20 protein-coding genes and 1 pseudogene are annotated in these 24,027 nt (G+C 70.7%); 10 read left to right on the top strand and 11 right to left on the bottom strand.

The window, feature by feature from the left end; all coding sequences use genetic code 11:
- The first annotated feature begins 2 nt into the window (after positions 1–2).
- Positions 3–1,070 (top strand): NAD-dependent epimerase/dehydratase family protein, encoded by a 1,068-nt coding sequence (locus HUV60_RS14325; RefSeq protein ID WP_257850875.1) that lies wholly within the window; start codon positions 3–5, stop codon positions 1,068–1,070.
- Positions 1,071–1,083: 13 nt separating this feature from the next.
- Positions 1,084–2,241 (top strand): lysophospholipid acyltransferase family protein, encoded by a 1,158-nt coding sequence (locus HUV60_RS14320; protein WP_257850876.1) that lies wholly within the window; start codon positions 1,084–1,086, stop codon positions 2,239–2,241.
- A gap of 85 nt (positions 2,242–2,326) precedes the next feature.
- Here HUV60_RS14320 and HUV60_RS14315 read toward each other — a convergent pair whose 3' ends face one another.
- The 3 genes from HUV60_RS14315 to HUV60_RS14305 form a co-directional block, all read right to left on the bottom strand.
- Positions 2,327–3,580 (bottom strand): DUF5667 domain-containing protein, encoded by a 1,254-nt coding sequence (locus tag HUV60_RS14315; RefSeq protein WP_257850877.1) that lies wholly within the window; start codon positions 3,578–3,580, stop codon positions 2,327–2,329.
- A gap of 231 nt (positions 3,581–3,811) precedes the next feature.
- Positions 3,812–4,645: an ECF subfamily RNA polymerase sigma factor, BldN family gene (locus HUV60_RS14310; protein WP_257850878.1), complete on the bottom strand. Its 834-nt coding sequence runs from the start codon at positions 4,643–4,645 to the stop codon at positions 3,812–3,814.
- 425 nt (positions 4,646–5,070) lie between these two features.
- Entirely contained in the window at positions 5,071–5,982 is a 912-nt protein-coding gene (locus HUV60_RS14305; RefSeq protein WP_257850879.1) for an HAD family hydrolase, read from the bottom strand.
- Positions 5,983–6,193: 211 nt separating this feature from the next.
- Here HUV60_RS14305 and HUV60_RS14300 point away from each other — a divergent pair, with 211 nt between their 5' ends.
- The 5 genes from HUV60_RS14300 (at position 6,194) to HUV60_RS14280 (ending at position 12,047) form a co-directional block, all read left to right on the top strand.
- Positions 6,194–6,472, top strand: a complete 279-nt coding sequence (locus HUV60_RS14300) for a glutaredoxin family protein (protein ID WP_257850880.1) — start codon at positions 6,194–6,196, stop codon at positions 6,470–6,472.
- A gap of 301 nt (positions 6,473–6,773) precedes the next feature.
- A complete protein-coding gene (locus HUV60_RS14295; RefSeq protein ID WP_257850881.1) occupies positions 6,774–7,568 on the top strand; it encodes a redox-sensing transcriptional repressor Rex in 795 nt (264 codons plus the stop codon).
- Positions 7,565–9,340, top strand: a complete 1,776-nt coding sequence (locus HUV60_RS14290) for a glutamyl-tRNA reductase (RefSeq protein ID WP_257850882.1) — start codon at positions 7,565–7,567, stop codon at positions 9,338–9,340. The genes HUV60_RS14295 and HUV60_RS14290 overlap by 4 nt, the downstream gene beginning before the upstream one ends.
- On the top strand, positions 9,337–10,335 hold the full coding sequence (gene hemC, locus HUV60_RS14285; RefSeq protein ID WP_257850883.1) for a hydroxymethylbilane synthase: 999 nt from the start codon (positions 9,337–9,339) through the stop codon (positions 10,333–10,335). The genes HUV60_RS14290 and hemC overlap by 4 nt, the downstream gene beginning before the upstream one ends.
- Positions 10,332–12,047, top strand: coding sequence for a bifunctional uroporphyrinogen-III C-methyltransferase/uroporphyrinogen-III synthase (locus HUV60_RS14280; protein ID WP_257850884.1), 1,716 nt, complete (start codon positions 10,332–10,334; stop codon positions 12,045–12,047). The genes hemC and HUV60_RS14280 overlap by 4 nt, the downstream gene beginning before the upstream one ends.
- A gap of 555 nt (positions 12,048–12,602) precedes the next feature.
- Here the strand turns inward: HUV60_RS14280 and HUV60_RS14275 are convergent.
- Both HUV60_RS14275 and HUV60_RS14270 read right to left on the bottom strand, forming a co-directional pair.
- The gene (locus HUV60_RS14275; protein WP_257850885.1) at positions 12,603–13,061 is read right to left on the bottom strand and encodes a nuclear transport factor 2 family protein; all 459 of its coding nucleotides are present in this window, start codon (positions 13,059–13,061) and stop codon (positions 12,603–12,605) included.
- A 53-nt stretch (positions 13,062–13,114) separates the two neighbouring features.
- On the bottom strand, positions 13,115–13,846 hold the full coding sequence (locus HUV60_RS14270; RefSeq protein WP_257850886.1) for an SDR family NAD(P)-dependent oxidoreductase: 732 nt from the start codon (positions 13,844–13,846) through the stop codon (positions 13,115–13,117).
- An 87-nt stretch (positions 13,847–13,933) separates the two neighbouring features.
- Between HUV60_RS14270 and HUV60_RS14265 the strand changes: the two genes are divergently transcribed.
- Positions 13,934–14,536 carry a TetR/AcrR family transcriptional regulator gene (locus tag HUV60_RS14265; protein ID WP_062192678.1) on the top strand — a complete coding sequence of 201 codons (603 nt, stop codon included), beginning with the start codon at positions 13,934–13,936 and terminating at the stop codon, positions 14,534–14,536.
- A gap of 181 nt (positions 14,537–14,717) precedes the next feature.
- On the opposite strand, the gene HUV60_RS14260 is transcribed toward HUV60_RS14265, so the two are convergent.
- The 3 genes from HUV60_RS14260 to helR all read right to left on the bottom strand — a co-directional run bounded on the left by HUV60_RS14260 (position 14,718) and on the right by helR (position 18,688).
- Positions 14,718–15,884, bottom strand: coding sequence for a pyridoxal phosphate-dependent aminotransferase (locus HUV60_RS14260; RefSeq protein WP_257850888.1), 1,167 nt, complete (start codon positions 15,882–15,884; stop codon positions 14,718–14,720).
- Between the two features lie 71 nt (positions 15,885–15,955).
- A complete protein-coding gene (locus HUV60_RS14255; protein ID WP_443047293.1) occupies positions 15,956–16,135 on the bottom strand; it encodes a DUF397 domain-containing protein in 180 nt (59 codons plus the stop codon).
- A gap of 375 nt (positions 16,136–16,510) precedes the next feature.
- Positions 16,511–18,688 (bottom strand): RNA polymerase recycling motor ATPase HelR, encoded by a 2,178-nt coding sequence (helR, locus tag HUV60_RS14245; RefSeq protein ID WP_257850889.1) that lies wholly within the window; start codon positions 18,686–18,688, stop codon positions 16,511–16,513.
- A gap of 946 nt (positions 18,689–19,634) precedes the next feature.
- On the opposite strand from helR, the gene hemB reads away from it, so the two are divergent.
- A complete protein-coding gene (hemB, locus tag HUV60_RS14240) occupies positions 19,635–20,627 on the top strand; it encodes a porphobilinogen synthase (RefSeq protein WP_257850890.1) in 993 nt (330 codons plus the stop codon).
- Between the two features lie 81 nt (positions 20,628–20,708).
- Here hemB and HUV60_RS14235 read toward each other — a convergent pair whose 3' ends face one another.
- Both HUV60_RS14235 and HUV60_RS14230 read right to left on the bottom strand, forming a co-directional pair.
- Positions 20,709–20,921, bottom strand: a complete 213-nt coding sequence (locus HUV60_RS14235; protein ID WP_257850891.1) for a hypothetical protein — start codon at positions 20,919–20,921, stop codon at positions 20,709–20,711.
- Complete coding sequence (locus HUV60_RS14230) at positions 20,918–21,511, bottom strand: ISAs1 family transposase (protein WP_257850892.1); 594 nt, start codon at positions 21,509–21,511, stop codon at positions 20,918–20,920. Before HUV60_RS14230 ends, HUV60_RS14235 begins: the two co-directional genes overlap by 4 nt.
- Positions 21,512–21,579: 68 nt before the next feature.
- Between HUV60_RS14230 and HUV60_RS14225 the strand changes: the two are divergent.
- Positions 21,580–22,419, top strand: a pseudogene (locus tag HUV60_RS14225) (HARBI1 family protein).
- Here HUV60_RS14225 and HUV60_RS14220 read toward each other — a convergent pair.
- Positions 22,412–23,707, bottom strand: a complete 1,296-nt coding sequence (locus tag HUV60_RS14220; RefSeq protein ID WP_257850893.1) for an ISAs1 family transposase — start codon at positions 23,705–23,707, stop codon at positions 22,412–22,414. The pseudogene HUV60_RS14225 and the gene HUV60_RS14220 overlap by 8 nt on opposite strands.
- Positions 23,708–24,027: the final 320 nt, after the last annotated feature.

The following is a 24,027-nucleotide window of genomic DNA, read 5'->3' as shown; positions in this document are numbered from 1 at the left end:
TCTTGGGGAAAGTCGTGCTCGTGACCGGAGTGGCCCGCCCGCTGGGAGGCCGTTTCGTCCGGCGGATCCTGCGTGACCCGGACGTGGACCGGGTCGTCGCCGTGGACGCGGTCCGGCCCGCGCACCACCTGGGGGGCGCCGACTTCGTCCAGACCGACATCCGGCAGCCCACCGTCGCGCGTGTGCTCGCCGAGGCCGGCGCCGACACCGTCGTGCACCTCGACGTCACGGGCACACCGCTCGGCAGCGGCAGCCGGACGGCGCTCAAGGAGACCAACGTCATCGGCACCATGCAGCTGCTCGGTGCCTGTCAGAAGTCTCCGAGCGTCGAGCGGCTGGTCGTGAAGTCCAGTACGAACGTCTACGGCTCCGCGCCCCGCGATCCGGCGGTCTTCACCGAGACGACCTCGGCCAAGTCCCTGCCCAGCGGCGGCTTCGCGAAGGACACCGTCGAGGTCGAGGGCTATGTGCGCGGCTTCGCGCGCCGCCGCCCGGACGTCGCCGTGTGCGTGCTCAGGTTCGCCAACATCCTGGGCCCCGCCGCGGACAGCCCGCTCGCCGAGTACTTCTCGCTGCCGGTCCTGCCGACCGTGTTCGGCTACGACCCGCGGCTGCAGTTCGTGCACGAGGACGATGTGATCGACGTCCTGCGCCTCGCCTCGTACGAGCCCCGGCGCGGCACGCTCAACAGCGGCACCTTCAACATCGCCGGGGACGGAGTCCTGACGCTGTCGCAGTGTTCGAGGCGGCTCGGCCGGCCGACCGTGCCCCTGCTCCTCCCGGCGGTCACCTGGGCGGGCACGCTGGTGCGTACGCTGGGGATGTCGGACTTCTCACCAGAGCAGATCCGGCTGCTCACACACGGCCGGGTGGTGGCGACGGACCAGATGCGCGAGACGCTGGGCTTCACGGCGAAGTACACGACAGCAGAAACGTTCGCGGACTTCGTGCGCAGCCGTGGCCCCGGGCTGCTTCCGCCGGAGGCCCTCGCGGGGGCCGTCGACCGGATCGCCGCGCTGCCCCTGCCGGGCACGGACAGCGGTCACTCCCCGAAGCAGAGCGTCAACTGAGGAGCGCAGCACGATGGCGGACGCCAAGGTCATTCCGTTCGACGACGACCGCTCCCGTGGGGGCGGGGGTGCCGGGGGCGCCGCGCAGCGCCCGTCGCGCCGCCGGGGTGCGGGAAACCGGCGCCAGGGGGCGGGGGCCGCCGGGATGCGCGACGTCCAGCCCCTGCCGGGGCGGGCGTCCGCCGGGGACGACGCCCCGGTGTCCCCTGAGACCCGCAAGCCCCGTGAAGCCCGCGAGCCTCGTGAACTCCGCGCAGAGCATGACGGCGGCGGCGCCGCGTCCGGTGCCGTCCCCGACACCGGTGCGGAACCCGGTTCCGGGGACGAGGGCGGCGGCCTGGAGCAGCGGGTCGCGAGCGGGCTGGCCTTCCTGCGCCGCCGGCTCACCGGTGACTACGCGGTCGACGACTTCGGCTATGACGAGGAGCTCACCGACCAGGTCCTCATGTCCCTGCTGCGTCCGGTGTACGAGAAGTACTTCCGGGTCGAGGTGAAGGGCATCGAGAACATCCCCTCCGAGGGCGGCGCCCTGATCGTCGCCAACCATTCCGGGACGCTGCCGCTGGACGGTCTGATGATGCAGGTCGCCGTCCACGACAACCACCCCGACGACCGGCATCTGCGGCTGCTCGCGGCGGACCTGGTGTTCATGCTGCCGGTGGTCAACGAACTCGCCCGCAAGCTCGGTCACACCCTGGCCTGCGCCGAGGACGCGGCACAGCTGCTGGAGAAGGGGGAACTGGTGGGGGTGATGCCGGAGGGCTTCAAGGGCCTCGGTAAGCCCTTCGCCGACCGCTACAAGCTGCAGCGCTTCGGCCGCGGCGGCTTCGTGTCCACGGCGCTGCGCGCGCGGACACCGATCATCCCGTGCTCGATCGTCGGGGCCGAGGAGATCTACCCGATGATCGGCAACGGGAAGACCATCGCGCGGCTGCTCGGGTTCCCGTACTTTCCGCTGACTCCGACCTTCCCGTGGCTGGGCCCGCTCGGCGTGATCCCGCTGCCGACGAAGTGGACCATCCAGTTCGGCGAGCCGATCCACACGGAGAGCTACCCGCCGGAGGCGGCCGAGGACCCGATGCTGATGTTCAACCTGACCGACCAGGTCCGGGAACAGATCCAGCACACCCTCTACAAGCTGCTGGTGCAGCGACGCTCGGTGTTCTTCTAGGGAGGCCCGTCCGTAGTGTGCACGTGAAGGGGCAGGCCCCGGCCACTGGGGGACCCGCCAATCCACGCGGTCGCTCCGCCGCGACCTACTCCACGTCCTCGCCGCCGATGCCCAGCCCCGGCAGCAGGCCGGGAAGGAGGGGCGGGAGCGTGACGTCGGGCGAGGCCGGCGCGGTCGCTCCGCCGCCGTCGGCAGGCGGCGAGGTGCCGGCGCTCTCCTCCGGCGGGTCGAGCAGCCCGCCGGTGCTGCCGTCGATCAGGCCCTCGTCCTTGTCGCCGGAGTCGGCGGACCCGCCGGGGGCGCCGCTGCCGGTGCCGTCCTCGTCGGCGGAGCCGTCGGTGCCGGTGCCGGGTGTCCTGGAGCTGTCCGTGCCGGAGGGGGCGCTCGGCGTGGACCCGGAGCCGCCGTGCCTCTCGCTGCCGTCGCCCCCGCCCTTGCGGGCAGGGGAGGTGGGAAGCAGGGACTGCAGGGGGGCGACGTCCTCGTCTATGGCGTCGAACACCGACGAGACCTGCTCGCTGACGTCACCGAGCTGCGGCGGCAGCCGGTCGCGGAGGGATCCCCAGACCTGCCGGTGCGCGTGCGAGAAGGAGGAGAGGGCCTGCATGGGGCCCAGGGAGTCCGGGTCGTGCCGGTACGCGTTGCGCAGCAGCCGATGGCCCTCGGACGCGTCGTGCCGCATGCCGGACAGGGTGCGGCGGATCTCGCCGAGGGACTCGTGATCGAGGTCGCCGCTGCGGCCACGCTCCATCAGCCGACGGGCCTCGCTGAGGCGGGTGGAGGCGTGGTCGAGGAAGACGCGGCCCCGTTCGTCGTTGCCGTCGGCCAGGCCGAGCTTGACGTCCTCCATGCCGCGCTTGAGACCGTAGAGCGAGTCGCCGGGCAGGGCGTCGGAGCTGGCGGCGGCGACTCCGCCGAAGGCGCCCGCGGCCACGGTGACGCCGAGTCCGCCCGCGGTGAGGCCCTTGGCCAGACGTGAGCGCGGTCTCAGCTTCCCCAGCGGGGTTGCCCGGTGTGCGCCCCGGGCACGGCGTGAACGCTGGTCGGGTACGGACGGATCCGCTGCCTCGCCCTCGGCGGTGCCTTCTTGGAGCATGGCCTCGAACGCGGCCACCAGTCGGGCCCGCTGGACGACCTTGACCTCGGGGTCCAGCTCCGGCCTGGGCAGCTCGCCGAGACCGGCGGCCAGCGTGAGCAGCCGCGCCTGTTCCGTCTCCGCAGCCGCCGGAGCCGGGGCCGATCCTTTGGACTGTTCGGCCGCCGTGCCCCGATCGGACTGCTCCTCCAGGGCCTGGGCGAAGGCGTTCGCCCGCCGGTGTGCCGATACGTTCGCGATCACTGGCGGCACCTCCTCTCGTCATGACGGTCGACTCCCCAGGGGGTCCTGAGGGTTCCACCCCCTGACCATGTCCACACGATCGGGTGATCGGAGTCGGTCGGGGATCGACCACAGGGAGCCTGTATCCCGCACAACGAGCGGTACGGTGCATGGGTTACGCACGTCGAAGAGCCGGTTCGGGAAGCCGACGGTGTGGCACCCAGGGCATGTTTCCTGTCGCTGGTGGTGATGCTAGCGCGTGTCCTCGGGGAGAAGCCGCGCGAGGGTGCGGACGGCCCGGTACTGGAGGGTCTTGATCGCTCCTTCGTTCTTGCCCATCACGCGGGCGGTCTCCGCGACGGAGAGGCCCTGGAGGAATCGGAGCGTGACGCATTCGCGCTGTTGGGGGTTGAGACGTCGTACGGCGTCGAGGAGGGCGGTATTGGACAGGTACTCGAGGACGGAGTCCTCGGGGGAGCGTGCGACCTCGTTGGCGTCGAGCATCTCCCCGGTGGTGACCTCGAGGCGGAAGCGGCTGGACTTGAAGTGGTCGGCGACGAGATTGCGGGCGATGGTGACGAGCCAGGCGCCGAAGTCGCGTCCCTGCCAGGTGAAGGTGCCGATGCGGCGCAGCGCCCGCAGGAAGGTCTCGCTGGTGAGGTCCTCGGCGGTCGTCTTGCCGCCCACCCGGTGGTAGATGAAGCGGTACACGGTGTCGCTGTACTGGTCGTAGAGCCGTCCGAAGGCGTCGGCCTCGCCCGCCTGGGCGCGTTCCACGAGCTCCAGCATCCTGGCGCTGTCACTGTCCGCGGCGGGACGGCGGGTGGTGGCCGCGCCGCCGGACGGCCGTCCGCCTCGGTGTCTTCCCGCCGCGGCGCTGTCGTCGGCGAGGGCGTAGCAGGGGCCGACGGGCGCGTCGGCGGCGGTGGGGCAGGGGCCGGCGGGTGCGGTGGCGAATGCGGGGACGGCGTACGCGGGGGCGGCGTACGCGGTGGGGACGCAGCCGCGCAGCAGCTCCCGGGCCGCCGTGACTGCTGTGCGCAGTGCGGTCAGGCCCGGGTCGTCAACCCCGACGTGTGGGTACACGGGACTCCCAGAGGCAGAGCTTCCATCACGTGCAGTGCGGAACCTTTCACCCGTCGTGGCGACGGAGGGGTACCGGTTTGCGTCTGAGGAGAATAACGCTTCGTGCAGGTACTGCTACGCCGAGTTGCTGAAATCGTCGGTTACGTCGTTTCGGTGGCCTGTTGATGTTCGTTCAGGTGCCCGATGGTGACCGAATGTTGACCGAAATTCTTCGCATTCCGGTTCGGTGCGGGACGTGCTGTGGCCGTGTGCAGCCAAGAGGACTGGACAATGGGGATGCGGGGTGAGGCAGTCGGATTGCCCGGGTTCGCGGGCGGGGTGCCACTTCTGCTCCCCGCTGATCGGACCGGTGGCCGTACGGGTGTCCGTCGCCGCGGAGTTGACCGGGCGGCAGGTGCGGCAGGTGCGGCAGGGAGAGGCCGGAGTCAGCGTCGCCGTCGGTGCATCGCGATGGCCGCGGCCGTGCCGCCGGCCACCGCGCCCACGCCGGCCGCCGCGGGGATGCCGACCTTCGCCGCCTTGCGTCCCGTGCGGTAGTCCCGCAGACGCCAGTCCTCGGTGCGGGCGTGCTTGCGCAGCTTGGAGTCCGGGTTGATCGCGTACGGGTGCCCGACCAGCGAGAGCATCGGGATGTCGTTGTGTGAGTCGCTGTACGCCGCGCACCGGTTCAGGTCCAGGTTCTCCGCGGTCGCCAGCGCGCGGACGGCCTCGGCCTTGGCCGGGCCGTGCAGCGGCTCGCCCACCAGTTTGCCGGTGTACACGCCACCGATGGACTCGGCCACCGTCCCGAGCGCTCCGGTCAGGCCCAGCCGGCGCGCGATCACCTGGGCGATCTCCACCGGCGCGGCCGTGACCAGCCACACCCGCTGGCCCGCGTCCAGGTGCGCCTGCGCCAGCGCCCGCGTGCCCGGCCAGATCCGCTCGGCCATGTACTCGTCGTAGATCTCCTCGCCGATGGACTTCAGCTCGGAGACCCGGTGGCCCTTGACGATGGAGAGTGCGGAGTCGCGTGCGTCCTGCATGTGCTCGGGGTCCTCGACGCCGGCCAGCCGGAACCACGCCTGCTGCCACGCGAACCGGGCGAGGTCGCGCTTCTCGAAGAACTTCCGCTTGTACAGGCCCTTGCCGAAGTGGAACAGGGCCGCGCCCTGCATCACGGTGTTGTCCAGGTCGAAGAACGCGGCAGCCCGCTCGTCGCCGTGAACCGGGAACTCCGGTTCACGGTCGGAAACTTCCTGGGTGGACTTGCGTGCTGCCTCCGCCGAGGCCTCGCCTGCCAATACGCTCCGCGCCGTGGCAGAGCGTCTACGGGGAGTGAGCCATCCGAGAGCGGCCATGGCGTGAGCATAGCCAGTCCGTCCGGCTGTTCCGGAGCCGAGAGGTTCGAACACCGTGAACTCTGCACGTCCGTGTGGTTAAAGCGGCCCTCCCGGCCCAGGGGGACCGCTCTTCGGGGGCCGGACCGCAGGCCGTTTCGCGCACCGCTTCGTACGCCGTTCCGCCTCCCAGGGGTCGCAGGGGGTTCCCCTGCCCCGTCACGGGGTGAGAATGGCCGACATGAGTCCGCTCTTCCGCCGCAAGGCTTCGCAGGATCGTCTCGTCACCCTCGTGGGCAAGCCCGGCTGTCATCTGTGCGACGACGCCCAGGCCGTGGTGGAGAAGGTGTGCGGTGACCTCGGGGTGGCGTGGGAGGGGAAGGACGTCACTCAGGACCCGGAACTGCACGAGCGGTACTGGGAGCAGATTCCCGTCGTCCTCGTCGACGGCCGTCAGCACACGTTCTGGCGTGTCGACGAGGGACGCCTCCGCAGGGCCCTGGCCGACTGAGGGTGTGACTGACCGGCCAGTGCAAAACAGCCGGAAAGTCGCTTGGGATCGATGGCGACCAGGTCTCGGGGGTGGGATACCTGGAGGAGGGTGTGCGGTTTTGCCCCCGGAACAAAGGGAGCCAGGGTGTTCGTGCACCGGTTCCGTGCGAGTGTGCCGGGAGTGCGTGACCCCGGTCACTTTGGGTGGACAAAACGGACACCATCTTTGTGCACGCGTTCACAAAGACATAGCCTGCATGCGACGGGGCGGTCCGGGGACGTATGACCGCCTGAAGCCCCGCTCTACCCGCAGGAGCACCGTGGCAACTGGCCGAACTCACCGACCGGCGACCCGTAGCCGAGGAATTCCCGAGGCCACCGTCGCCAGGCTTCCGCTGTACCTCCGCGCCCTCACCGCGCTCTCCGAGCGCTCGGTGCCCACGGTTTCCTCGGAGGAACTGGCGGCTGCCGCGGGCGTCAACTCCGCGAAGCTGCGCAAGGACTTCTCCTACCTGGGCTCCTACGGGACCCGGGGTGTGGGCTACGACGTCGAGTATCTCGTGTACCAGATCTCCCGCGAACTCGGCCTGACCCAGGACTGGCCGGTTGTGATCGTCGGTATCGGTAACCTCGGTGCCGCGCTCGCCAACTACGGCGGGTTCGCCTCCCGCGGATTCAGGGTCGCCGCGCTCATAGACGCCGACCCCGCGATGGCCGGAAAGCCCGTCGCCGGGATACCCGTGCAGCACACCGACGAACTGGAGCAGATCGTCGAGGACGAGGGTGTGTCGATCGGTGTGATCGCGACGCCGGCCGGTGCCGCCCAGCAGGTCTGCGAGCGTCTGGTGGCCGCGGGGGTCACCTCCATCCTGAACTTCGCGCCGACCGTGCTGTCCGTCCCGGACGGCGTCGACGTACGCAAGGTGGACCTCTCCATCGAACTGCAGATCCTCGCCTTCCACGAGCAGCGCAAGGCCGGCGAGCTGGCCGCCTCGGGGGCCGTCGTCGCCTCCGCCCAGCCGCCCGTTGTCGCGCGCCGGGGTGCCGCCGCGGACCAGGAGCCCGCCGTCGACCAGGGACCCGACGGGGACGTACCCGCCGTGATGCCGACATGAGTCTCCTCGTCGTCGGACTGAGCCACCGCAGCGCGCCGGTCAGTGTGCTGGACCGGGCCTCGCTGAGCATGGACGCGCAGACCAAGCTGCTGCAGGACACGGTCGCCGCCGAACCGGCCGCCGAGGCCGCGGTGCTCGCCACCTGCAACCGCATCGAGCTGTACGCCGACGTGGACAAGTTCCACGCCGGTGTCGCCGAGCTGTCCACGCTGCTGGCCCAGCACAGCGGGGTCGGCCTGGAGGAGCTCACTCCCCATCTCTATGTGCACTACGAGGACCGCGCCGTCCACCACCTGTTCTCGGTGGCCTGCGGACTGGACTCGATGGTGGTCGGTGAGGGGCAGGTCCTCGGCCAGATCAAGGACTCGCTGGCGCGTGCGCAGACACTGCACACCGCCGGCCGGCTGATGAACGACCTGTTCCAGCAGGCGCTCCGGGTCGGCAAGCGGGCGCACTCGGAGACCGGCATCGACCGCGCCGGGCAGTCCCTGGTCACCTTCGGCCTGGAGCAGTTGGCCCTCGGCGCACCCGTCGAGACCTGGGCGCAGGGAAAGAAGGCCCTGGTCATAGGCGCCGGTTCGATGTCGTCGCTGGCCGCGGCCACGCTCGCGCGGACCGGTGTCCGTGAGATCGTGGTCGCCAACCGCACCGCCGACCGCGCCGACCGCCTCGTCGAGATCCTGACGGAGGGCGACGACACGGACGTGCCGGTCCGCGCGGTACCGATGGGGTCGGTGCCGTTCGAGCTGACACGTGCCGACGTGGTCGTCTCCTGCACGGGCGCGACCGGGCTCGTCCTCACCGCCGAGGCGATCGCCGCCGGTGTCGAGGGCCGGGCCGGGGCACAGCCGGGGACCGGGCGCGGCGAGCTGCCGGACGCCGCCGTACGAGGCGGGGTGCCGGAGGCGCGGACGGCGGCCTTGCCTCCCGTGGGCATCGGTACCGACGAGGACTGCCCGCTGGACCTGGCCTCCGTGCCGCCCGGCTTCTCCGTGATGGGCGAGGCGGCCGTCGCCGGCATGGACGCGTCGACGCTGGAGCAGCACGCGGCGTGGGCCGCGGGCGGCGCCGTCGACCGCCGCCAGGCAGGCCGGCGCGGCGCTGACGCTGACGGCGCTGACCAGGTGGACGCCGAGCTGATCGGCGCGCTGGCCGCGACCGCGGCGAGCGTCGGCCGGATCCCCGAGCGGCGCCGTCCGGAGCCGGTGGCCGAGCCGCCGCGCCCGGAGCCCGTGCTGTACCTGCTCGACCTCGCGATGCCACGCGACGTCGATGCCGCCGCGCACCGCCTCGCCGGGGTGCGGCTGGTGGACATCGAGGCGCTGGCGGAGGCGTCCGCGGACGCTCCGATGGCTGCCGATGTGGACCAGGTCCGGCGTATTGTCTCCGACGAGGTGGCGGCGTTCGGGGCGGCACAGCGGGCCGCGCACATCACGCCGACCGTGGTCGCGCTGCGCACCATGGCCGCGGATGTGGTGGCCGGTGAGATCGCCCGTCTCGAGAGCCGGCTGCCCGGCCTGGACGACAAGCACCGCGCGGAGATCACCCAGACCGTGCGGCGGGTGGTCGACAAGCTGCTGCACGCGCCGACCGTGCGGGTCAAACAGCTCGCGGCCGAACCCGGCGGCGCCGGGTACGCGGACGCGTTGCGCACCCTGTTCGACCTCGACCCCGAGACGGTGGCCTCCGTCTCCCGAGCCGAGGAAAGCACCGAGAAGAGCGCGAAGAACGCGACCATCGCGAACATCGCAGAGAACCGAGGGCCGGCATGACTGGAAAGGCACTGAGGCTCGGGACCAGGCGGAGCAAGCTCGCCATGGCCCAGTCCGGGCAGGTGGCGGATGCCGTGAGCCAGGTGACCGGACGGCCTGTCGAGCTCGTCCCGATCACCACGTACGGTGACACGTCGCGCGAGCACCTCTCGCAGATCGGCGGTACGGGCGTCTTCGTGGCCGCGCTGCGCGATGCCCTGGTGCGCGGCGAGGTGGACTTCGCGGTGCACTCGCTGAAGGACCTGCCGACCGCGCCGCACGACGAGCTGGTCCTGGCCGCGGTACCGGAGCGCGAGGACCCGCGGGACGTGCTCATAGGGCGCGACGCGCTCAAGCTCACGGACCTTCCGCGCGGCGCCCGCATCGGCACCGGCGCGGCGCGCCGGGTGGCCCAGCTGAACGCGTACGCGGTCGCCCACGGCCTGGAGTTCGAGACGGTGCCGATACGCGGCAACGTCGACACCCGGATCGGGTACGTCACCAGCGGTGAGCTGGACGCCGTCGTGCTGGCCGCTGCCGGGCTGAACCGGGTCGGGCGCAGCGACGAGGTGACCGACTTCCTGTCGGTCGACACGGTTTTGCCCGCCCCCGGCCAGGGGGCCCTGGCGGTCGAGTGTTCCGTGCGCGACACGGAGCTGACCGCGGCGCTCGCCGAGCTCGACGATCCGTTCACGCGGGCCGCCGTGACGGCCGAGCGGTCACTGCTCGCCGCCCTGGAGGCCGGCTGCACCGCCCCTGTGGGGGCGCTCGCCGACCTCCCCCCAGTTCTCGGCTTCGCTCGAGACCGGGGGGACCCCCAGACGGACGGGTCGATTGTCAAGGAAATGCGCCTGCGGGGCGTCGTCGGCACGACCGACGGCACCACGTTGGTGCAGTTGTCCACCACCGGTCCCGTGCCCGAGACGCATGAGGCGGCGATGGCGCTCGGTCGCGAACTCGCCACCGGGATGCTCGCGCAGGGCGCGGCCGGTCTGATGGGGGAGCGAGCACTGTGAGCCCCACCACCCTTCCACCCCCTCCGGAACACGGGTGCGTCACCTTCCTCGGTGCCGGACCCGGGGATCCGGGACTGCTGACTCTGCGCGCCGTGGAGGCGCTGGCGAACGCGGACGTTCTCGTCGCCGAGCACGAGGTGCTCGACGTCGTACGCCGACATGCCAGGCAGGGCGTCGCCGAGGTGCCCACGGACACGGACTCGGCGGGTTCCTCCGCGGCGTCCGCTCCGGGCACAGGCACGCCTCAGCTCACGGTCGTTGACGGCGCGTCACCAACCGTAGGCGCACCCGCGGTGCGGGATGCGGCACATCTTGTCATGGAGGCCGCGCGGGGCGGCAGGCGGGTCGTCCGTGCGGTGGCCGGTGATCCCGGCCTCGACGCGTACGCCGCCGAGGAGATGCTGGCGTGCGTGGCGGCCGGGGTGACCTTCGAGGTCGTCCCCGGTGTCGCGGCGGCGGTCGGTGTGCCCGCGTACGCCGGTGTGCCCCTGCGGGACGCGCAGGGCGCGGACGTACGGTTCGTGGACGCGCGCACCGCGTCCGAACGCTGCTGGACCGAGGTCGGGGTGTCGGACGGCACGGTGGTCGTCTCCGCGACGCTCGACTCGGTGGCCGCGGCGGCGGGCGAACTGGTGTCCGCCGGTCGCAAGCCCGACACCCCGCTGACGGTGACCGTCGCCGGTACGACGACCCGGCAGCGCACCTGGACGGCGACGCTCGGCACGATCGCGCAGACGCTGAAGCAGGCGAAGGCGTTGCCGTCGCCCGAGGGCGGCCGGCCGGTCATAGCCGTGGTCGGTGAGCGTTTCGCCCCCGCCCAGCGCGACCGGCTGGCGTGGTTCGAGTCCAAGCCGATGTTCGGCTGGAAGGTGCTCGTGCCGCGCACGAAGGAGCAGGCGGCGTCGCTCTCCGACCAGCTGCGGTCCTACGGCGCGGTGCCGCACGAGGTGCCGACCATCGCCGTCGAACCGCCTCGTACCCCGCAGCAGATGGATCGGGCGGTCAAGGGCCTGGTCACGGGCCGCTACGAGTGGATCGCCTTCACCTCCGTCAACGCGGTCAAGGCGGTGCGGGAGAAGTTCGAGGAGTACGGTCTCGACGCCCGCGCCTTCGCCGGGATCAAGGTCGCCGCGGTCGGCGAACAGACCGCCAACGCGCTGATCGCCTTCGGCGTCAAGCCCGACCTGGTGCCCAGCGGCGAGCAGTCGGCGGCGGGGCTCCTGGAGGACTGGCCGCCCTACGACCCGGTCTTCGACCCGATCGACCGCGTCTTCCTGCCGCGTGCCGACATCGCCACCGAGACACTGGTGGCCGGTCTCATCGACCTGGGCTGGGAGGTCGACGACGTCACCGCCTACCGTACGGTGCGCGCCTCGCCGCCGCCGGCGGAGACCCGTGAGGCGATCAAGGGCGGCGGCTTCGACGCGGTGCTCTTCACCTCGTCGTCGACGGTCCGGAACCTGGTCGGCATCGCGGGCAAGCCGCACAACGTGACGGTCATCGCCTGTATCGGCCCGGCGACGGCGAAGACGGCCGAGGAACACGGGCTGCGGGTCGACGTCATGGCCCCGGAGCCGTCGGTGCACAAGCTGGCGGAGGCCCTGGCCGACTTCGGCGCGCGGCGCCGCACGGCCGCGCTGGAGGCCGGCGACCCGGTGACCCGGCCGAGCGAACGGCGCCCGGGGGCGCGTAGGCGCCGGTCGACGACGTAGCGCTCTGTTCGTCGGTATGCCGTGCCCCGGGGGGTCGCCGTTCGGCGGTTCCCGGGGCACGGCGTCGTCTCTCCGGCCCGGGACCTCCGTGTCTGCCCGGGGGACGTCTCACCATGCCCCGCGGGCGCGCGCCGACGCCTGGGGCTGCGGGCTCAACTGCTCTGTCCGAGCGACGGTTGTGTCCCTGGGCGCAGCCTCGACGGGTGATTGGACTCAGGGATCACGGACCAGGCACTGCCAAGGACAGTCGCACGGTGGCCTGCCCCGTTCCCAGGGAGCGTTCACCGGTGGTCGATGCACGCGAGGGCACGGAAACGGCGCGCTTCCCAGCCAAGATCCGTTACACCGCTCCGCGGGACGCCATCCTCCGAAGCGGGTCGGGAGGAAACGCTTCAAGGCGTACACGTGCGAGGAACCGATCGCCCGCGACAAGGCCGACCTCGACATCACCCGGCTCCGTGCCCCGGGCCTCGACGACGCGGACAACCTGCCCGCGCCCGAGGTACCGGCCGCCGAGATCGTCGAGAACCTTCAGCCCGTGCTGGAGGAGGCCGACTACCGGCTGGCGATGCTGTCCTGCACCGACTTGCCCCAAGCCACACCCTCGACGTGCGTGTTGGCGAAGTCCGGGTCCACGTAGATGTGGACCCTCTTGATGAGTTCACCCTCGAACTCGAACACATTGCAGAACAGCCCGAAGGAGGAAACGCCGTCAGGGAAGTCCACGCCTGACGTCGTTGTTCCCCTTTCCACGCCCTCGACGATCACGTAGTTCCCGGACGTCAACACGGTGAAGCCCTCGATCTCGTGCCTGAGCGACGCGATTCCCCGGCCGAGACCCTGGGCGAACGCTCCGATCTGCGCCTTCCCCCTCGCGATGCCGAACTTCGGGTAAAACATGTGAGCATCTTCCGTGAAGACGTCGACGACCGCAGGGTTGCCGGCGTCCACCATGCGGAAGTAGTTGATGGCAATCTCTTCGCGACGCTTCTCGATATCGCTGTTGGCGTTCACTTTTCCTCCTGGTACGTGGTGTGGTGCGCTCTCGTGCTGGTTGAGGGACGCGGTCAGACCTGCGCCAGGCCTCCGTCGACGAACCATTCGGCGCCGTTGACGAAGCTGGAAGCGTCCGAGGCCAGGAACGTCGCCACGGCGGCGATCTCGTCCGGTCGGCCGATCCTGCCGAGCGGCACCTCCGAGGCGAGCCGGTGGTCCGGTCCCAGGACGCCGACCAGGCGCGGGGTCCCGGTCGGGCCGGGGCTCAGCACGTTCACCCGGAACTTCCGTTCCTGTGCGCTGAGCGCCCAGCTGCGCACCAGGTTGCGTACTGCTGCCTTCGACGCGCCGTAAGTTGCCAGGCCCGTTCCGGGGGAGAGCGCATTGGCCGACCCTGTCACTACGATCGAGGCGCCGTCCGACAGCAGGGGCAGCGCCTTCTGCACGGTGAAGATCGTGCCCTTCACGTTCGTACCGAAGGTGGCGTCGATGGCTTCCTCTGTGATCTCACCGAGACGCTGAGGGACAGCGCTGCCGGTGTTGGCGACGAGCACGTCGATGCGGCCCGCCTCCTCGCGCACGACCGAGTAAAGGTCATCGAGGTCCGTCTGTACCGAAACATCGGTCCTGACACCGGTGGCCGCTGGCCCGATCTCAGTGACGGCCGCGTCGAGCGGCTCCTGACGGCGACCGGCCAGGAACACTCGTGCCCCCTCCGCGGCGAACCGCCCGGAGATGGCAAGCCCAATGCCGCTGTCGGCTCCGGTGACCACCGCGACCCTGTCTGCGAGTACTTCGGTCATCACGCGCCCACTCCTCAATTCTTGACTGGTTCGTCCATAACGCTAGTCGTTATGGACGAACCAGTCAAGAACCGGTAGGCTGTCCCCATGGCACGACCTAGGAAGTTCGACGAGCAGCAGGTACTGGACACTGCCCGGGAACGGTTCTGGTCGGGTGGGTACGCCGCCACGCGCATGGAAGACATCGCCGAGGCGACGGGGCTCGGCAAAGGCAGCCTGTACGGCGCGTTCGGCGGAAAGCAGGAACTGTTCCACCGCGTGTTCGACGCCTACTGCACCTCCGTCGTCGACGCTGCGAGCCGGCAGTTGCGCGGCACCGGCACCGACGCGGACGCCCACGCGCGGCTGTCCGCCCACGTGTACGCGGTGGTGGCGGCGACTGCCGCAGACCCCGCCCGCCGCGGATGTCTGTTGGCCAAGGGCGCCGCCGAGCTGGCCGAACACGACGAGACGGTGGCCAAGCGGGCTCGCGCGGCCATGGGGGCACTGCAGGCGCTACTGGAGGACGACATCGCAGCCTGTCAGCGCAATGGCGACATCGCCGCGGACGCGGATCCGGGAAAGCTGGCTGTTCTGGTGCTCGCCGTGCTGCGCGGCATTGAAGCGCTGGGCAAGGCCGGAGCGAGCGAGGAGACGCTGACCGATATCGCCCGGACAGCCCTTGCCGTACTGCCCCGCACCGTCCACTGAGTCTCCTCACCGTTGCCGCTCGAGGGCGAGGGACCGCTACGTGAGCGGTTGAGCACCTGCCTGGTAGAGGAAGCACCTGCCTGGTAGAGGAAGCGCCTACCTGACCCGGAACGGTTCAGACGATGTCGCCCCCGAGGGCTCACTCAGACCGGAGAACACGCCCTGCGCGCGGCGCGGCCGTTCAGGACGCCAGATGTCGCAGCCGACTGGCAGCCTCGTCGAGAACGTCGTCCCTCTTGCAGAAGGTGAAGCGCACCTGGCTGCGGCCGGCGTCGGGGTCGTCGCAGAAGGCGGAGTTGGGGATGGCGACGACGCCGCAGCGTTCCGGGAGGGCGCGGCAGAAGGCGTAGGCGTCCTTCTCACCGAAGGGCGTGATGCCGGTGGTGATGAAGTACGTGCCCTGGGGCTGGTAGACCTCGAACCCGGCCGCGCGCAGGCCGTCGCCGAGCAGGTCGCGCTTGCGGCGGAGGTCGGCGCGGAAGCTGTCGAAGTACGCGTCCGGCAGGCGCAGTGCTTCGGCGATCGCGTACTGGAAGGGACCCGCACTGACGTACGTCAGGTACTGCTTGGCCGTCCGGACGGCGGAGACGAGCGGGCCGTCAGCCATGACCCAGCCAACCTTCCAACCGGTGAAGGAGAAGCTCTTGCCGGCGGAGGAGATGGAGACAGTGCGCTCACGCATGCCCGGCAGGGCCGCGATGGGGCGGTGCGTACCCTCGTAGACCAGGTGCTCGTACACCTCGTCGGTGACCACGAGCAGGTCGTGTTCGACGGCGAGTGCGGCGATGGCGCTCTGCTCTTCGGCGGTGAGGACCGTTCCGGTCGGGTTGTGGGGGGTGTTGAGGAGAAGGAGGCGGGTCCGCGGGGTGATCCTGGCGCGCAGCTCGTCCAGGTCCGGGCGGAAGGACGGGGCGCGCAGGGTGAGCGGTACGCGCTTCGCGCCGGCCATGGCGATACAGGCCGCGTAGGAGTCGTAGAAGGGCTCGAAGGCGATCACCTCGTCTCCCGGTTCGAGGAGGGCGAGCATGGCTGCGGCGATCGCCTCGGTTGCCCCTGCGGTGACCAGGACTTCCGTATCGGGGTCGAGGCTCAGGTCGTAGAAGCGGCGCTGGTGGTCGGCGATCGCCTGGCGCAGCTCCGGGATGCCTGGTCCCGGCGGGTACTGATTGCCGCGCCCGTCCCGTAGCGCTCGTACGGCCGCTTCCCGTACTGACTCCGGCCCGTCCGTGTCCGGGAAACCCTGGCCCAGGTTGATCGCGCCAGTAGCGGTCGCGAGCGCCGACATCTCCGCGAAGATCGTCGTCCCGAGTCCGTCCAGCCTGCGGTTCAGCAGCGGCCTGCCGCTCATGTCTCCACCGTCCTTACCCGGGTATCCGTCGATCCTTCGGAGACCATCCTGGCCGATGCCCGGCAAGGCGTTCACGCGGCCAGCGTCCAACAGGTAGGCGAAAACGTCTTGACCCGGGTGGTAGGGGCGAGGGCGAGGCGGGGGCCGTCCGGATTCTTGGAGTCGCGGACGAGGATGCTGTCGGGGACGGTGGCCACCTCGATGCAGGAGGGGGTGTCAGCGCCGCTGTAGCTGCTCCTCCTCCAGGCCACTTCGACGCGGGAAGGACCGTCGTCCGAGCTGTAGCTGCTCTTTATCCACTCCAGCTTGCCGTCGGCTCCGTGTCGGGTTCCCGGTCCATCGGCGTAGCCGGTCGGTGGCTTCCTCGGCTGTGTCGAACGCGTCGCAGGGCTCGAAGTCGGTCCCGTCACCGTCGGCGTGGTCGAACCCGGTGCGGGCCATGCCGGCGAGGACGGGCGGAAGGCGGCGGTCGTCACCGGTCATCCCGTTCACGGGCGTACCGCACCCGCGACACCGCGACCGGTGCTGACATACGGAAAACGCCCCAGGAGGACGACCAAGCCACTGATGAGTGAGGGCGCATGCGCGGCCTGAGCGCGTGCCTCCCCGTGCAACCCGTCAAGGCATCAGGTGAGGACGACCAGTTGCCGGGTCGCCCGGGTCATCGCCACGTAGCGGTCGACCGCTCCCTCGATGCCCCTGCCGAAGTTGTCCGGGGCCACGAGGACGACCAGGTCGAATTCGAGGCCCTTGGCGAGTTCCGGGGTCAGGGAGCGGATGCGGGAGGTGCCTCGGAACGTGGGGTCGCCGATGACGCAGGCGATTCCGTTGCCGTCCTCGTGGGCGGCGAGCCAGGTGTCGAGGACCGAGTCGAGGTCGGAGACCGGGCCGTGGACGACGGGGAGGCCGCCCGCGCGGACGGAGGCCGGGACGTTGGCGTCGGGGAGGGCGGCCCGGATGACCGGCTCGGCTTCCGTCATCACCTCCTGCGGCGTGCGGTAGTTGATGTTCAGGGAGGCGACGTCGATCCGGTCGAGGCCGATGCGCCGGAGCCGTTCCTGCCACGACTCCGTGAAGCCGTGCCTGGCCTGGGCGCGGTCCCCGACGATGGTGAAGCTCCGGGACGGGCAGCGCAGGAGCAGCATCTGCCACTGGGCGTCGGTGAGTTCCTGGGCCTCGTCCACGACGACGTGTGCGAACGGGCCGGCGAGCGCGTCCGGTTCGGGGGTGGGCAGGGCGCTCTCGTCGATCAGGCTGTCCCGCAGGTCCTGGCCGTGCAGCATGGTCACCGCGCCCTCGCCGTCGTCGTCGGAGGCGATGACGTTGTCGATGACGCCGGCCATGCGCTCGCGCTGGGCGGCGACCGAGGCGTCGTGGCGGCGCTTGCGCAGGGACGACGTCGGGTCGCCGAGCCGCTGCCGGGCCGCGTCGAGGAGCGGCAGGTCGGACACCGTCCAGGCCTGGGCGTCCGCGCCCTCGCGGCGCAGGCGTCCGACCTCGTCGGGGCCGAGCCAGGGGGCGCACATGCGCAGGTACGCGGGGACCGACCACAGGTCGGAGACGACGTCGGTGGGTTCGAGGAGCGGCCAGGCGTTGTTGAGGGCGGCGACCAGTTCGTGGTTGCCGCGCAGGGCCCGCTGGAAGAGGCGGTCCGGCGGGGCTTCGCCGCCGTGCTTGTCCCGGAGGATCGTGACCAGCTCGTCCCAGATGTGTTCGCGTGCCTCGTTGTGCGGGGTGCCGGGCTCCGGGGCCTGGAAGGCCTCCGCCCAGTCGTCGGCGGTCAGCGGGACGGTCGACCAGGGGGTGGTCACCGCCATGCCCCGGGCGGGCGGGTCCTCGTAGAACCGTACGGCCGTCTCGATCGCCCCCACCATGTCCGCGGACGCCTTCAGGCGGGCCACCTCCGGGTCGCTCTCGACGGCTGCCGCGGGCCCCTCGGGGACGAGGTCGCGCAGCGTGCAGGTCTGCACGCCCTCCTCGCCGAGGCTGGGCAGGACGTCGGCGACGTACGCCAGGTACGGCTGGTGCGGGCCGACGAACAGCACGCCGCCGCGACGGTGGCCCAGGCGGGGGTCGGAGTAGAGCAGGTACGCGGAGCGGTGCAGGGCGACGACGGTCTTGCCCGTACCCGGGCCGCCGTCGACGACCAGGGCGCCGCGCGAGCCCGCGCGGATGATGGCGTCCTGGTCGGCCTGGATGGTGCCGAGCACGTCCCGCATCCGGTCCGACCGGTCGCCGCCCAGACTGGCGACGAAGGCGGAGTGGTCGTCGAGCGCGGCGGCGTGCCCCTCGAGACCGTCGGCGGTGAACACCTCGTCCCAGTAGTCGCTGATCCGGCCGCCGGTCCAGCGGTACCTGCGGCGGCTCGCCAACCCCATCGGGTCGGCGTGCGTCGCCGCGAAGAACGGCTCGGCGGCGGGGGAGCGCCAGTCGATCAGCAGGCGGCGGCCCGTGCTGTCGGTGAGGCCGAGCCGTCCGATGTACACCGGCTCGGGGTCGTCGGCGCTCACGATGTGCCCCAGGCACAGGTCCAGACCGAAACGGCGCAGGGCGCGCAGGCGGGCGGTCAGCCGGTGCACCTCCAGGTCCCGGTCCATCGCCTCCCGGCCGACGCCGCCGGGCGCCCTGAGGGTGGCGGCGCGACGGTCGGACAGCTCGGCGATCGCCTCCTCGAGACTCTCCGCGATGGCTGCGAAGTGTGCCTCGTCGCCGGCGACCAGCTTCGGGTCGGCCTTGGCCGCAAGCCGCTCGGGGAGGTCGAACACGCTGGTAGGGCTGACGGTCGGGTGGTTAGTCGGCTTCACGAGGAGCGATTCTGCGCCATCCCGGGGGCCTTGCCGCAAGCCCCCCGGTGCGCTATACGTTGAAAGTGGCAAGGAGTGGGTTCGCCTCCTTGCCTTTCGCGTTCCTCTCACAGCGTCTCCTCGCCGTCCCCGTTGTCGCCTCGACCGTCACCGCGGGTGGGCAGCCCCCCTCGCCATGGCGCGGTGCCTCGGGCGTGCTTCCTGGGTTCACGTCCTCCCGCGCTCACTCGACGTCCCGGGACAAGGCGCGCTCTTCGGCGCCGGGCCGCGGCCCGGGGACGGTCCGGCGACGCGCGCCGCTCCTGTCCCTGCGGAACCGGGTGGAGGGAATGCCTCCACCCTCCCCGTGCCCCACCGGGCCTGTTACCCACTTCCGGGTGAACGCCAGGGTGGCGTGTGTGGTGGCGCGCCAGGGCGCGACCTTGGCTGCGCCGCGACGGACCCGGGCGGGCCAGGGGGCGATGTGTGACGCATCGATTCGAACTCCGTATGCGAATGATATGTGCGCATCTGGCAGTCGACTGCTGCGGACATGTCCGCATTGGATTCGCGGTGGAGTGAATTCATATGAAAAGAAATGTTACGGCGGCAGGGTGTGGGACCTCGGCGGCCGGCCGGGACGTACCACTCGGAGAGCGCCGCCCGTCCGTACGCGGCGGGGTGGGCCGGCGCACGAACACGAAAGGGACCACGTGTCTGCTTCTTCCGCTTCTTCCGCTTCTTCCGCTTCTTGCACCGCTCGCCGTCTGACCGCTGTCGCCCTGGTGACCGGTTCCGTCGTGGCAGCCGCCGGCCTGCCGGCGTCCGCGGGCCGGCCTGTGCGGCGGGCCCGAGGGATACGTTTTCCCGGCCGAGGGGGTCCGGCACGCTGGACGACTCCGTCGCCTCGGCCGGGCCGACCGGCCGTCGGTAAAAGCAGCGGGCGGGCGGGCGTAGCGTGGGCGGTATGACGACGTACGGATCTTTTCCCGGCACCCGGCCCCGGCGTCTGCGGACCACCCCCGCCATGCGCCGGATGGTCGCCGAGACCCGGCTGCACCCCGCCGACCTCATCCTGCCCGCCTTCGTGCGCGAGGGGATCGGTGAGCCGGTGCCGATCGAGGCGATGCCGGGCGTGGTGCAGCACACCCGGGACACCCTGAAGAAGGCGGCCGCGGAGGCCGTGGCGGCCGGGATCTCCGGGATCATGCTGTTCGGCGTGCCCGAGGAGTCCAAGAAGGACGCCCTCGGCACCCCCGGCACCGATCCGGACGGGATCCTCCAGGTCGCCCTGCGGGACGTGCGGGCCGAGGTCGGGGACGACCTGCTCGTCATGTCCGACCTGTGCCTCGACGAGACGACGGACCACGGGCACTGCGGAGTCCTGGACGACCGGGGCCGCGTCGACAACGACGCCACCCTTGAGCGGTACGCCGAGATGGCGCAGGTCCAGGCCGACGCGGGTGCCCACGTCGTCGGGCCCAGCGGGATGATGGACGGGCAGATCGGCGTCGTCCGTGACGCCCTCGACCAGATCGGCCGCGAGGACGTCGCGATCCTCGCCTACACCGCCAAGTACGCCTCCGCTTTCTACGGCCCCTTCCGCGAGGCCGTCGGTTCCTCGCTCAAGGGCGACCGCAAGACGTACCAGCAGGACCCGGCCAACGCCCGTGAGTCCCTGCGGGAGCTGGCCCTCGACCTCGCCGAGGGCGCCGACATGGTGATGGTCAAGCCGGCCGGCCCCTACCTCGACATCCTCGCCAGGGTCGCCGACGCCGTGGACGTGCCCGTCGCCGCGTACCAGATCTCCGGTGAGTACGCGATGATCGAGGCCGCCGCCGAGAAGGGCTGGATCGACCGCGACCGGGCCGTCCTCGAGTCGCTCACCGGCATCAAGCGGGCCGGTGCGCAGAACATCCTCACCTACTGGGCGGTCGAGGTGGCCCGCACCCTGCGCTGACTCCGGCAACGCTTCAGCAGCCCGGGTCCGTCTCGCCCTCGCCCCCGCCCCCGCCCCGGCGGGGGCGGCCGGGCGGTGGTGTCAGCGGTCGGCGATGTCCTTGCGGAGGCCGTCGGAGAACTCCCACCACGACAGCGGGAGCCAGCCGTTGACGAAGGCGTCGACGGTCGCGCCCCGGCCACGGACGGTCACGGTCGTTCCCGGCGGATAAGTGGTGCCGGACAGGCCCGGCACGGAGACCAGCAGGGTCCCCAGGGCTTCGGCGTAGTCACGTGACGTCCGGTTCGTGATCATCCGAGACCGAGGAGTGTGAGGGGGCGGCGAGGGTCGCGGGCGTTGCGGCGGAGGCCGGCCGCGATGTTCTTCACTCCGGCCATGCGGAGGACTCCGATGGCGAGGTTGCGCCATGTGGCCATCACGCGGGGCGCGTTGCCGGTCCGCAGTTGGGAGGCGTCCTCGGCGAAGGTGGTGTCGCGGACATGGTGCAGGGCCTCGATCTTCCAATGGTCGCGGACGAGTTCGGCGAGCTGGGCAGCGGTGGCCTGCTCGGCGGTCAGGCTGGTGACGGCGTAGACCGTCTTGACGGTGGTCTTGCCGGTCTTGCGGTCGGTGCGCCGACGCTTGATCTGGACGGCCTGGCGGGCTCCGGGGAAGAGGAGGCTGTTCACGGTGGCGGCCTTGATCCGACGGATCTCCGAGCGGCCGTGGGCGATGCCCCGGGTGCGTCCCTGAAGCGGGATGTCCTTCCAGGGAAGGGACTTCAGCTGGCGGCGCAGCTTCTTCTGGTTGCCCTTGACGATCACGATGTAGTGAGCTGTTCCCAGTAACCGTCGGCCACCGTCCGTGAGCGGGAGGCGCGTCGCGCGGTCCGCGGTATCCCCCAAGTCCGGGCAGGCGTAAGGCCCCTGGTAGGAACATCTTGCGACAGAAAGATCCGACCGAGGGGTCTCACGTGCCGACCAGTGTCACATACACCGCCGTGCTCGATGTGAGGCGGTCCACCGCCGAGCACCTGGCCGGTCTCCTGCGCGACCACCGAATCGTGGCCAGGACCCGCAAGGGGCGACGCGCGCTGGGCTGCTTCAAGCAGGCCGTGCTCGTGCTGCGCTGATTCCTCGACGGCACCCGACTGGCCCAACTCGCCCGCGACAACGGCCTGTCGGTCTCCACCTCCTACCGCTACCTCCACGAAGGACTGGCCGTCCTGGCCGCCGGCGCACCGGACCTGTCCACCGCGCTGGAGCGTGCGAAGGCAGCCGGGCTGACGCATCTGAACCTCGACGGTACGGTCATCCGCACGGACCGCGTCGCCGCCCCGGGCCCCAACGGCGCAGACCTCTGGTGGTCCGGAAAACACAAGCACCATGGCGGGAACGTGCAGGTCATCGCCACCCCGGACGGCTGGCCGATCTGGGTCTCGCCCGTACGGCCGGGCCGGGAACACGACACCACCTGCGCCCGCCACCACGGGCTGGTCGAGGCACTCAACCGCATCGCGGCCGAACTGGACATGCCGACCCTGGTCGACCTCGGCTACGAGAACGCCGGCGACGGCTTCCGCCATCCCTTCAAGAAGCCCGCCGGAGGCGAGCTGACCGAGGAGCAACAGACGTACAACAAGGTCATCCGCGGCATCCACGGCGTCTGCGAGCGCGCCAACTCCCTGCTCAAGACGACCTTCAAGGCCCTGCGCAGGGTCAGCCTCGACCCCAGCCGTATCACGAAGATCGCCGCCGCAGCCCTCGTCCCAGGGCCCCGGCGAGTGCCTGGATCGTCCGGTTTGATCATGTGATGCCGTAGAGGGTGAGGACGCGGGGGCGTTCGGTGTGGGCTCGTCGTCCGGCGGCGGTGTTGACGTAGCCGGCGAGCTTGAGTGTGCTGCGGATCAGGTCGCGGAGGGCTGCGAGTACGGCGGGCGTGTTGTGGGTCCTGACCTGGGACTTGTCCTCGTTGAAGGTGACATCTCGGCACCAGTGGACGGTGTTTTCCACGGTCCAGTGCCCGCGAGCCCAGGACGCGATCTCGGCGGCGTTCGCTTCCTCGGCGGGCAGGTCGGTGATCGCGTAGACGGTCTCACTGGACCACTTCTTCGCGCCGTAGAGGCGGCGTCTGCGCTGGATGCGCAGGACCTGGGCCGCGTGGGGGAAGAGCAGGCCGTCGACGGTGACGACCTGCACGAGCCGCTGCTCGTGTCGGCCGTGGCCCCGGGCGTCGTCACGGTGGATCACGGGGATCTTCTTCCAGGGCAGGGCGTGGAGCTGACGGGCTTGTGCGCGTTGGTTGTTCTTGATGGTCAGCAGGTAGTGGGCGCCGCGTTCGTGCAGGTAGGTGGCGTGGTCGCGTGGGGCATGGAGTGCATCGGCGGTGACGATCGTCCCCGCGAGGTCCGCGTCGTCGATCTGGTCGAGGAGGGGTGCGAACTCGGGGATTTCGTTGGTCTTCGCGCCGATCTCGCGGGAGGCGAGCGTGACACCGTCGCCGTGACGGACGGCGGACAGGACGAAGACCCGGCTGCCGTCCGGGCGCCTCGCGCCGCGCAGGCACTTGCCGTCCACCGCGATCGCCCGCCGCCGGATGCGTACCGGATCGGCGTGGGCGGCTGTCCGGTGGGCCCGGCGCTGTTCGCGCTCGGTGCCGCCGTCGGGCATGACCGGTTCCGGCCGACGGGGCTGTGCGGACAGCAGGGGCCAAAGGTAGTCGTAGGCCGCCGCACAGATCTCACCTGGATCCAGGCGTCCCAGGACGCTGCGCAGGGTCTTCTCGCTCGGCACCCGGTAGCGGCCGAGGAGCGGGTGGTAGGGCAGGCCGAAGGCGGCCAGTTCCTCCGGCGTCGCGCGTCGGCACCACTCCGCCGCCGCGGTGATCGAGTCGTGGCCGGCGGGTGTCATCGCGCAGACCACCAGGGCCAGCAGCGAGGAGAGCCGGTACCGCACCCCGCAAGCCCCTCTCGGATCGGTGACCGACTCGAACTCGGTCACCAGGCAGCGGACTTGATCCTTGGCGGCCCCCTCGCCGAGGGCTTCCAGGCGGGGCACTGCGCAAGCGGGGGCAGCGACAGGGGATGATGGAGGAACGAACACGGCACCTTCGTGGATCTTGAAGCGTAGAGAACTCCATGATCCACAGGTGCCGTGTTCACCTGCTTCCGGGACCCACCACCGAGATCAACATCCCAGAACGGGATGATCCAGGCACTCGCCGGGGCCCTGGCCCTCGTCCTGCTCCAACTCGAATACGACCGCACCATCTGAACGATCACGCAACGTCATGATCCATTACTGGGAAGGGCTCATTGCGTGAAGTCGCTCCGAGTCAACAGCGACTCACAGCAGGGGAGTTGGGGGGAGGCGATCCAATCTGTTCCACTTTGGGGCAGCCATCCTCTTGCACCCATTCCGGC

It is taken from the genome of Streptomyces sp. KMM 9044 (assembly GCF_024701375.2).
Lineage (GTDB): Bacteria > Actinomycetota > Actinomycetes > Streptomycetales > Streptomycetaceae > Streptomyces.
The sequence above is the reverse complement of the archived record's forward strand: the minus strand, read 5'-3'. Positions and strand labels throughout refer to the sequence as shown.